This window comes from Sphingopyxis granuli NBRC 100800 (assembly GCF_001591045.1).
GTDB lineage: Bacteria > Pseudomonadota > Alphaproteobacteria > Sphingomonadales > Sphingomonadaceae > Sphingopyxis > Sphingopyxis granuli.
In genome coordinates this window covers 1-8857 of record NZ_BCUA01000115.1, presented here as the reverse complement: position 1 = coordinate 8857, position 8857 = coordinate 1, and the positions used below count along the sequence as shown (strand labels likewise).

Genomic DNA, 8857 nt, shown 5'->3' with positions numbered 1-8857 from the left:
CCAGATGGCACAGCGCTGCCCCGCGTGGACCCCGGCTCTCGCCGGGGAACGATTGCCTTTCGAAAAGAGATTAATTGCCGACCTGATCCGGGGGTCTCGCTCAGCGGCGTCGACACGCGGGACCCCGGGGTCAAGTTCGGTGATGGCGTCAAGGCGCTTCGGGTCCCCGCGCTCACGGGGACACACGGATGCCGCATTCGATGGAATCGTCATTGCGCGCGGCAATCCAGAGCGGCCGCAAGCCGCCCCGGATCGCTTCGCGCCGCTCGCAAGGTCAATCCAACGTCATCGGCCTCTAGCGGCGAAAGCCCGCCAGACGCTGGTCGATGATCGCTTCGGCCTGGCCGATGATGCGGTCGATCAGGTCCTGGCAGCTCGGGATGTCGTGGATCAGCCCCTGCACCATGCCGGCCCAGAAGACGCCCTTGCTGAGGTCGCCGGTTTCGAGCAGTTCGCGACCCGCGGCGCCCGCGACGAGCGGCTGGACGTCCTCGAACTTCGCATCGGGCAGCGACAGGCGGCGCACCACCTCCTCGCTGACCGCGCTCTTGCCGACGCGCGCGGTGTTCTTGAAATTGCGGAAGATCAGGAAGCTGCCGCGCTCGTCATTCTCGACATAGGCCTGCTTCACATTGTCGTGGATCGGCGCTTCCTTCGTCGCGCAGAAGCGCGTGCCCATGTTGATCCCCTCCGCGCCGAGGCTGAGCGCCGCGACGAGGCCGCGTCCGTCGCCGAAACCGCCCGAAGCGAGCATCGGGATCTTCACCTTGTCGGCGGCCGCCGGGATCAGGATCAGCCCGGGGATGTCATCCTCGCCCGGGTGCCCCGCGCATTCGAAACCGTCGATCGAGATGATGTCGCAGCCCGCCCGTTCGGCCGACAGCGCATGGCGCACCGCGGTGCATTTGTGGAGGATGGTGACGCCGTGCGGCTTCAGCATTTCCCAGATTTCGCGCACGGCCTGCGTCCCCGCCGTCTCGACGATCTTCACCCCGCCGTCGATGATCGCCTGCGCATAGGCCTTGTAGTCGGGCGCGTTGATCGTCGGAAACACCGTCATGTTCACGCCGAACGGCTTGTCGGTCATCGACCGGCAGCGCTCGATCTCTTCGCGCAGCGCCTGCGGAGTCGGCTGGGTCAGCGCCGTCAGGATGCCGAGCCCGCCGGCGTTCGACACCGCGCTCGCCAGTTCGGCATAGCCGACGCTCTGCATGCCGCCCTGCACGATCGGATGCTCGATTCCCAGCATCTCGGTGATCCGCGTCTTGAAAGCCATTCGCTGTCCTTCCCTCTGTTCGTTGCCCACATGGTGACGCTACGTCGCCGCCGCGCCGGAATTGACTTGACGTTTACGTCAACGTCCGGTTCATTGGCAAGAGCGAAGGGTGAGAGAAGGACAGGTGCGGCGATGACGATCCTCCACGACGAGGGCCAGCAGGCGATCGCGACCGAATCGCGGCGCGTCCTGGAGGCCCGCATGCGCAAGGAAGACCTTCTGCCGCTGCTCGAGGTCGAGGGGCGCTATCACGAAGGTTTCTGGGCGACCGCGAAGGAACAGGGCTGGACCGCCCTCGCGCTGCCCGAATCGCATGGCGGGCTGGCGCTCGGCCTCGTCGAGCTGGGACTGATCGCGCATCAGGCGGGGCGCACGCTGAGCGGCGCGCCTTTCCTGACCTCCGGCTTCGGCGCGGCCAAGGCGATCGAGCTCTACGGCTCCGACGCGCAGAAGGCGCGCTGGCTTCCGGGCCTTGCGAGCGGCGACAGCATCGGGGCGATCGCCTTTGCATCGGGCGCCGATCCGCTGCCGGCGCAGCCCGGCGTGCGATTCGCCGACGGGCGGCTCGACGGCATCGCGCCCGCGGTATCGGGCGGCGTCGCCGCCGATATCGCGATCCTGCTCGCCGCCGGAGCGGACGGGCCGGTGCTGGCGGTCGCCGAGCTGGCCGGGGTCGAGCGGCGGACGGTCGCCAGTTTCGACAACAGTCGCTGTCTCGCCGACCTCGTTTTCGCGGGCACGCCCGCCGAGCGCCTGGAGACGGGCGGCGCGGCGCGCGACGCGGCGCTGCACATCCTTGCGCTCCAGGCCGTCGTCACCGCGCACGAACAGACGGGCGGCGCCGAAGCGCTGATGGAGATCGCGCGCGACTATGCGGTGACGCGCAAGGCGTTCGGCCAGCCGATCGGCGCGTTCCAGTCGATCAAGCACCGCATCGCAGAGCTTTACGGCCTCGTCGAACTGGCGCGCGCCAATTGCATCCATGCCGCGGCGCGCGAGGGGGCGGAGGATTTCATCACCGCCGCCGCCGCTGCGCGGCTGTCGGCGACCGAGGCCTATGACAGTGCGGCGCGCGACTGCGTCCAGATTCACGGCGGCATCGGCGTGACGTGGGAGATCGGCCTGCACCTCCACATGCGCCGCGCGCGCAGCCTGGCGCTCGAACAGGGCAGCACCCTGTTCTGGGAGGATGTCCTCGTCGACCGTTTGGCGGGAGAAGGTGCATGAGCGATCTGGAAGGCTGGCGCGCCAAGGCCGCCGCATGGTGCGAGTCGATGGTGCCGCAATTCGGCAAGGCGGCACGCAAGGGCCTGTCGGTCGAAGAGGATCTCGCGCTCGGCCGCCGGTATCAGAAGGCGAAGTTCGACGCGGGATTCGCCGGCATCAACTGGCCGACCGATCTGGGCGGACAGGGGCTCGGCCATATCGAGAAGATCGCCTTCGAGGCCGAGGAGATGAAGCACGGCTTCCCGAACGTCTATTTCGGCATTTCGCTGGGGATGCCGGTGCCGGTGCTGATGCAGTTCGGCACCGACCGCGAGTTCGTGAAGGAACGCGTGCTGAAGGCGCTGCAGGGCGAGGAAATCTGGTGCCAGCTTTTCTCCGAACCGTCGGGCGGCACCGACCTGGCCGGCCTGCGCACCCGCGCCGAGACCGACGGCAACGGCTGGAAGATCAACGGGCAGAAGGTCTGGACGAGCTGGGCGCAATATAGCGACTATGGCGTCATCGTCGTGCGCACCGACCCGACCGTCGCCAAGCACAAGGGTCTGACCTATTTCTGGGTCGACATGAAGGCGCCGGGCGTCACGGTGCGCCCGATCAAGCTCGCGGGCGGCGACAGCCATGTCAACGAGGTGTTCTTCGACGATGTGCGGATCGGCGACGATCACCGCATGTCGCCGGTCGGCGGCGGCTTCGCGGTCGCGATGGCGACGCTGATGATCGAGCGTTATGTCGCAACCGACAGCGCCGGCTTCGGCCCGCACCTCGACCTGTTCGTCGACCTGGCGAAAGAGGTGCGGCTGAACGGCCGTCCGGCGATCGAGGACGGTCGCATCCGGCAGCAGATCGCACGCAACCATGCGATGCGCGCCGGGCTCGATTCGATCAATGTGCGCGCGCGGCTGATGATGCAGGCGGGGATGACGCCGGGGCCGGAGGGATCGCTGAACAAGCTGGTCGCGGTGCGCTCGCGCCAGAAGCTGTCCGAACTCGCGATCGATTTGCAGGGCGCGGCGGGCTTCGCGTTCGACGCGCACGCCTCCCCCAAGGACGACTGGGCGTCGAGCTGGATCAACGCCCCGACGGGCCGGATCGCCGGCGGGTCGGACGAGACGCTGCTCAACACGATCGCCGAGCGCATCCTCGGCCTGCCGCAGGATCACCGCCCCGACAAGGGCGTGCCCTTCAACGAGATACCAGCCTGACAGGAGCCTCCCCATGAAGATCGATTCCTCCACCGCGGCCGTCGTCACCGGCGGCGCATCGGGGCTGGGCCGCGCGACCGCCGAAGCGCTCGCCGCCGCCGGGGTCAAGGTGGCGATATTCGACATCAACGACGCGCTCGGCGAAGAGGTCGCGAAGGCGATCGGCGGGCTGTTCGTCCATGTCGACATCACCGACGAGCAGTCGGTCGTCGACGGCTTTGCCACAGCGCGCGCAGCGCATGGGCAGGAACGCATCGCCGTCCACTGCGCGATGACCTCGCGCCGCGGCAAGACGCTCGCCTTCGACAAGGAAACCGGCAAATATCGCCGCACCCCGACCGCCGATTACGAATATGGCGTCGCGGGCATATTGACCGCCAGCTATCGCATCGGCTCGATCGCCGCCGAGGGCATGGCGACACTGCCCGAGCTGGAGGACGGCGAGCGCGGCGCGATCATCTTCACCGCGTCGGTCGCGGCGCAGGACGCGCAGATCGGGCAGGTCATCTACGGATCGGCCAAGGCGGGCGTGAACGGCCTCGTCCTGCCGATGGCGCGCGACCTGATGGACCTGGGCATCCGGGTCAATTCGATCATGCCGGGCGTGTTCGGCACGCCGCTGCTCGGCAATATGAACCCGAAGGTCAAGGAAAGCCTGGAGGCCTCCGTCCCCTTCCCCAAGCGCCTCGGCAAGGCCGAGGAATATGCGAGCCTGGCGATGGAGATGGTCCGCAACACCTATTTCAACGGCCAGTGCGTCCGCCTCGACGGCGCGATTCGCATGGCGCCGCGCTGATTTTCTCCCCAACGAAAGGAATAGATACATGTCCGAAGCCTATATCATCGACGCCGTCCGCACCCCGCGCGGGATCGGCAAGCCCGGCAAGGGCGCGCTGTCGCACCTGCACCCGCAGCATCTGGCCGCGACGGTGCTCGCCGCGATCCGCGACCGCAACAATCTCGACACCGCGACCGTCGACGACATCGTCTGGTCGACCTCGACGCAGGAAGGCAAGCAGGGCGGCGACCTTGGCCGCATGGCGGCGCTGGCGGCGGGTTACGACATCAAGGCCAGCGGCACGACGCTCGACCGCTTCTGCGGCGGCGGCATCAGCTCGGTGAACTTCGCGGCCGCCAGCGTGATGAGCGGCATGGAGGATTGCGTCATCGCCGGCGGCACCGAGATGATGAGCTATCAGCAGCAGCTGTCCGCGGAGCGCGCCAACGCCGGCCTGCCGCAGCGCATGATGGGATCGGGCAACCCCGAACTCGACGTGCTGCACCCGCAGTCGCACCAGGGCGTGTGCGGCGACGCGATCGCGACGATGGAGGGGATCAGCCGCGAGGCGCTCGACGCCCTCGCCCTCGTCAGCCAGCAGCGTGCCGACAAGGCGATCAAGGAAGGCCGCTTCGCCAAGTCGGTCGTCCCCGTCCACAATCCCGACGGCAGCGTCGCGCTCGACCGCGAGGAATTCCCGCGCCCCGAAACCACGGCCGAGGGACTGGCGGCGTTGAAGCCCAGCTTCGCGGGCCTCGCCGATTTCGACCTCGGGGACGGCACCACCTTCCGCAAGCAGATCAACCGCCGCTATCCCGACCTGGAGATCCAGCATTTCCACCATGCCGGCAACAGCTCGGGCGTCGTCGACGGCGCGGCGGCGGTCCTGCTGACCTCGAAGGATTATGCCGACAAGCATGGGCTGAAGCCGCGCGGCCGCATCGTCGCCTATGCCAATATCGGCGACGATCCGACGCTGATGCTCAACGCCCCGGTCCCGGCGGCGAAGAAGGTGCTCGAAAAGGCGGGCCTCAGGAAGGAGGACATCGATGTCTGGGAAATCAACGAGGCTTTCGCGGTGGTCGCCGAGAAGTTCATCCGCGACCTCGACCTCGATCGCGAGAAGGTGAACATCAACGGCGGCGCGATGGCGCTCGGCCACCCGATCGGCGCCACCGGTTCGATGCTGATCGGCACCGCGCTCGACGAGCTCGAGCGTTCGGGCGGCCGCTACGGCCTCGTCACCATGTGCGCTGCGGGCGGCATGGCGCCGGCGATCATCATCGAACGCATCTGAGGCGATTATCGCCACCCGCGAGCGCTTCGCTCCGCTCGCGGGTGGCGACGAACGGACAGGAGACACGACATGACCGGACCGCTCAGGGGCGTCAGGATCATCGAGTTCGCCGGCATCGGCCCCGGCCCCTTCTGCGGCATGATGCTCGCGGACCATGGCGCCGAGGTGATCCGCATCGACCGTCCGGGCGGGTTCATGGACCCGCGCGATCCGCTGTCGCGCGGGCGCACCTCGATCGCGCTCGACATGAAGACCCCGCAGGCGGTCGAGATCGCACGCGACCTGTGCAAAAGCGCCGACGGCATCATCGAGGGCTATCGCCCCGGCGTGATGGAGCGGCTGGGGCTCGGGCCCGAGGTGCTGCTCGCCGACAATCCGAAGCTCGTCTATGGCCGCATGACCGGCTGGGGCCAGTTCGGTCCCTATGCCCAGTCGGCGGGGCACGACATCAACTATATCGCGCTGTCGGGCGTGCTGCACACGGTCGGCCGCGCCGGCGAGAAGCCGACGCCGCCCGTCAATTATGTCGGCGATTTCGGCGGCGGCGGCATGATGCTCGCGTTCGGCATGGCCAGCGCGCTGCTCCACGCGGCGAAGACCGGCGAGGGCCAGGTGATCGACTGCGCGATGACCGACGGGTCGGCGCTGCTCGCGGGCATGACCTGGGGCTTCCGCGCCATGGGCCGGCTGCACGACGAGGCGGGGGTCAACATGCTAGACAGCGGCGCCCATTTCTATGACACCTATCGCTGCGCCGACGGCAAGTTCATCTCGATCGGGTCGATCGAGCCGCAATTCTATGCGCTGCTGCGCGAGAAGACGGGGCTCGACAAGGACCCCGCCTTCGACGCGCAGATGGACCCCGCGCAATGGGCCCCGCTCAAGGACAGGCTGACCGCGCTGTTCGCGACGAAGACCCGCGATGAATGGTGCGCGCTGATGGAGATGACCGACGTCTGCTTCGCGCCCGTGCTCTCGCTCGACGAGGCGCCGAAGCATCCGCACAATGTCGAGCGCGAAACCTTCGTCACCATCGGCGGCGCGACCCAGCCGGCCCCGGCGCCGCGCTATTCGGCGACGACGAACGACGTGCCGCTGGCGGCGCCCGAGGTCGGCGCCGACGGCGATGCGCTGCTGGCCGGGCTCGGCTATGACGCCGACCGGATCAAGGCGCTGCGCGAGGGCGGTGCGGTTCGCTAGAGCACCGCGGGTTAAACCTGAACCATTTGCCCCCCGCTTTCGCGGGGGCAGGCTCCGAGCTTGTCGAAGCACCGTCCTTTCTCTTACGGAGTCAGAGAAAGGACGGTGCTTCGACAAGCTCAGCACGAACGGGTACAATTTGATGTCTCGATGCTCCAGAGTCGGGATTCTAGAGGAGATAAGGGCGTGGGTGAATTTCTGAGTGTCGAGCGGCGGGGCAAGATTGCCATCCTGACGATGAGCAAGCCCGAAAGCATGAACGCGATCGGGACGCATGCGGATTGCGACGACATCATCGACACGCTGCGCGCGCTGGGCGAGGATCGCGGCGTCAGCGCGATCATCCTGACCGGCAGCGGCAAGGCGTTCAGCGCCGGCGGCAACCTGAAGAGCATGCAGGAACGGCAGGGGATCGGGGTGCTCGACCAGCCCGATTCGACCCGCGCCAACTATCGCCGCGGCGTCCAGGCGGTGATCCGCGCGCTGATGGACTGCGAGGTTCCGATGATCGCGGCGGTGAACGGTCACGCCATCGGGCTCGGCTGCGACCTCGCCTGCACCTGCGATATCCGCATCGCGGCCGAGAGCGCCAAATTCGCGTGCAGCTTCATCAAGGTCGGGATCGTCCCCGGCGACGGCGGCGCCTGGCTGCTCCAGCGCGTGCTCGGCTATCCGCGCGCCGCCGAGCTGTTCCTGACCGGCGACCGTTTCGACGCGGCGACGGCGAAGGACTATGGCCTCGTCACCGAGGTCGTGCCCGATGCCGACCTGCTCGACCGCGCCGTCGCGATCGCCGAGCGCATCGTCTGCAACCCGCCGCGCGCGCTGCGGCTGACCAAGCGGCTGATGCGCGAGGCGCAGCACAGCCGGATGAGCGACATCCTCGAACTCAGCGCCGCCTATCAGGCGATCGTCCACGAAACCGCCGACAACCGCGAAGCGATCAACGCCTTCGTCGAAAAGCGCGCGCCGGTGTTCACGGGAGACTGACCATGGCCGCCGACCGCGTCCTGCCGCTTTCGGGCGTCCACAATTTCCGCGATTACGGCGGCTATGGCGTCGAGGGCGGCGGGCAGCTGCGCAGCGGCGTGCTGTGGCGGTCGGCGCAGCACGAGGCGGCGACCGACGACGATCTCGCCGCGCTCGACGCGCTGGGCCTCGAAACGGTCGTCGACCTGCGCGGCGACGACGAGCGCGAACTGCATCCGTGCCGCCGATCGGACCGGTTCGCGGCGCGCGTTCTGTTCGCGGGTGGCATCACCGCGGGCCTCGCGCCGCATCTTCAGGCGGCGGGCGGCGCGATCGACGTCGAGACGGCGCGTGCGCGGATGATCGACACCTATGCCGCCATGCCCTATCGCCCCGCGCTCGTCGCGACGCTGCGCCTCTATCTGTCGGCGCTCGCCGAATATGATGCGCCGAGCCTCGTCCATTGCGTCGCGGGCAAGGACCGCACCGGCTTTGCGGTCGCGATCGTCCACCGCCTGCTCGGCGTGCACGAGGACGACCTGATGCACGACTATCTGCTCACCAACACGGCGGGCAAGATCGAGGAGCGGATCGCCCAGGGTGCCGCGCATATCCGCCAGCGCTATGGGGGCGAGATCAAGGACGATGCGGTTCGCGCGCTGATGTCGGTCAACCCCGCCTACCTCGACGCCGCGCTGGCCACTGTGCGGCGCGATCATGGCGACATCGCGGGCTATGCCGAGGCGGTGCTGAACGTCACCCCCGAAATGCGCGAGGCGATGGTCGATAAGCTGGTCGTCTGAACGGCGGTTTCCCGGACCGGCATCCGTCGCCCCAGCGAAAGCTGGGGTCACTGGCGGTCTGTAATGGCGATAGCGGCCTAAGGCGTGTGGGGATTCAACTTGCAA

At 67.9% G+C, this 8857-nt stretch carries 8 protein-coding genes; 7 read left to right on the top strand and 1 reads right to left on the bottom strand.

The window, feature by feature from the left end; all coding sequences use genetic code 11:
* Positions 1 to 295 precede the first annotated feature (295 nt).
* Positions 296 to 1276 carry an NAD(P)H-dependent flavin oxidoreductase gene (locus SGR02S_RS17795; RefSeq protein WP_067113170.1) on the bottom strand — a complete coding sequence of 327 codons (981 nt, stop codon included), beginning with the start codon at positions 1274 to 1276 and terminating at the stop codon, positions 296 to 298.
* Between the two features lie 132 nt (positions 1277 to 1408).
* Between SGR02S_RS17795 and SGR02S_RS17790 the strand changes: the two genes are divergently transcribed.
* From SGR02S_RS17790 to SGR02S_RS17760, 7 genes are all read left to right on the top strand, one after another.
* Positions 1409 to 2503 (top strand): acyl-CoA dehydrogenase family protein, encoded by a 1095-nt coding sequence (locus tag SGR02S_RS17790; protein WP_067113168.1) that lies wholly within the window; start codon positions 1409 to 1411, stop codon positions 2501 to 2503.
* On the top strand, positions 2500 to 3705 hold the full coding sequence (locus tag SGR02S_RS17785; RefSeq protein WP_067113164.1) for an acyl-CoA dehydrogenase family protein: 1206 nt from the start codon (positions 2500 to 2502) through the stop codon (positions 3703 to 3705). The genes SGR02S_RS17790 and SGR02S_RS17785 overlap by 4 nt, the downstream gene beginning before the upstream one ends.
* A 13-nt stretch (positions 3706 to 3718) precedes the next feature.
* Positions 3719 to 4501, top strand: a complete 783-nt coding sequence (locus SGR02S_RS17780; RefSeq protein WP_067113161.1) for an SDR family NAD(P)-dependent oxidoreductase — start codon at positions 3719 to 3721, stop codon at positions 4499 to 4501.
* 28 nt (positions 4502 to 4529) lie between these two features.
* On the top strand, positions 4530 to 5780 hold the full coding sequence (locus tag SGR02S_RS17775; protein ID WP_067113158.1) for an acetyl-CoA C-acetyltransferase: 1251 nt from the start codon (positions 4530 to 4532) through the stop codon (positions 5778 to 5780).
* Between the two features lie 69 nt (positions 5781 to 5849).
* Positions 5850 to 6980, top strand: coding sequence for a CaiB/BaiF CoA transferase family protein (locus tag SGR02S_RS17770; protein WP_067113153.1), 1131 nt, complete (start codon positions 5850 to 5852; stop codon positions 6978 to 6980).
* Positions 6981 to 7166: 186 nt separating this feature from the next.
* Positions 7167 to 7970: a crotonase/enoyl-CoA hydratase family protein gene (locus tag SGR02S_RS17765; RefSeq protein ID WP_067113149.1), complete on the top strand. Its 804-nt coding sequence runs from the start codon at positions 7167 to 7169 to the stop codon at positions 7968 to 7970.
* A 2-nt stretch (positions 7971 to 7972) separates the two neighbouring features.
* Positions 7973 to 8752 carry a tyrosine-protein phosphatase gene (locus SGR02S_RS17760; RefSeq protein ID WP_067113146.1) on the top strand — a complete coding sequence of 260 codons (780 nt, stop codon included), beginning with the start codon at positions 7973 to 7975 and terminating at the stop codon, positions 8750 to 8752.
* Positions 8753 to 8857: the final 105 nt, after the last annotated feature.

Excerpts from the sequence above, each read along its gene's own strand:
- SGR02S_RS17780 (WP_067113161.1), top strand. The coding sequence starts at position 3,719 with ATGAAGATCGATTCCTCCACCGCGGCCGTCGTCACCGGCGGCGCATCG.
- SGR02S_RS17760 (WP_067113146.1), top strand. The coding sequence starts at position 7,973 with ATGGCCGCCGACCGCGTCCTGCCGCTTTCGGGCGTCCACAATTTCCGC.
- SGR02S_RS17775 (WP_067113158.1), top strand. The coding sequence starts at position 4,530 with ATGTCCGAAGCCTATATCATCGACGCCGTCCGCACCCCGCGCGGGATC.
- SGR02S_RS17785 (WP_067113164.1), top strand. The coding sequence starts at position 2,500 with ATGAGCGATCTGGAAGGCTGGCGCGCCAAGGCCGCCGCATGGTGCGAG.
- SGR02S_RS17770 (WP_067113153.1), top strand. The coding sequence starts at position 5,850 with ATGACCGGACCGCTCAGGGGCGTCAGGATCATCGAGTTCGCCGGCATC.
- SGR02S_RS17795 (WP_067113170.1), bottom strand. The coding sequence starts at position 1,276 with ATGGCTTTCAAGACGCGGATCACCGAGATGCTGGGAATCGAGCATCCG.
- SGR02S_RS17790 (WP_067113168.1), top strand. The coding sequence starts at position 1,409 with ATGACGATCCTCCACGACGAGGGCCAGCAGGCGATCGCGACCGAATCG.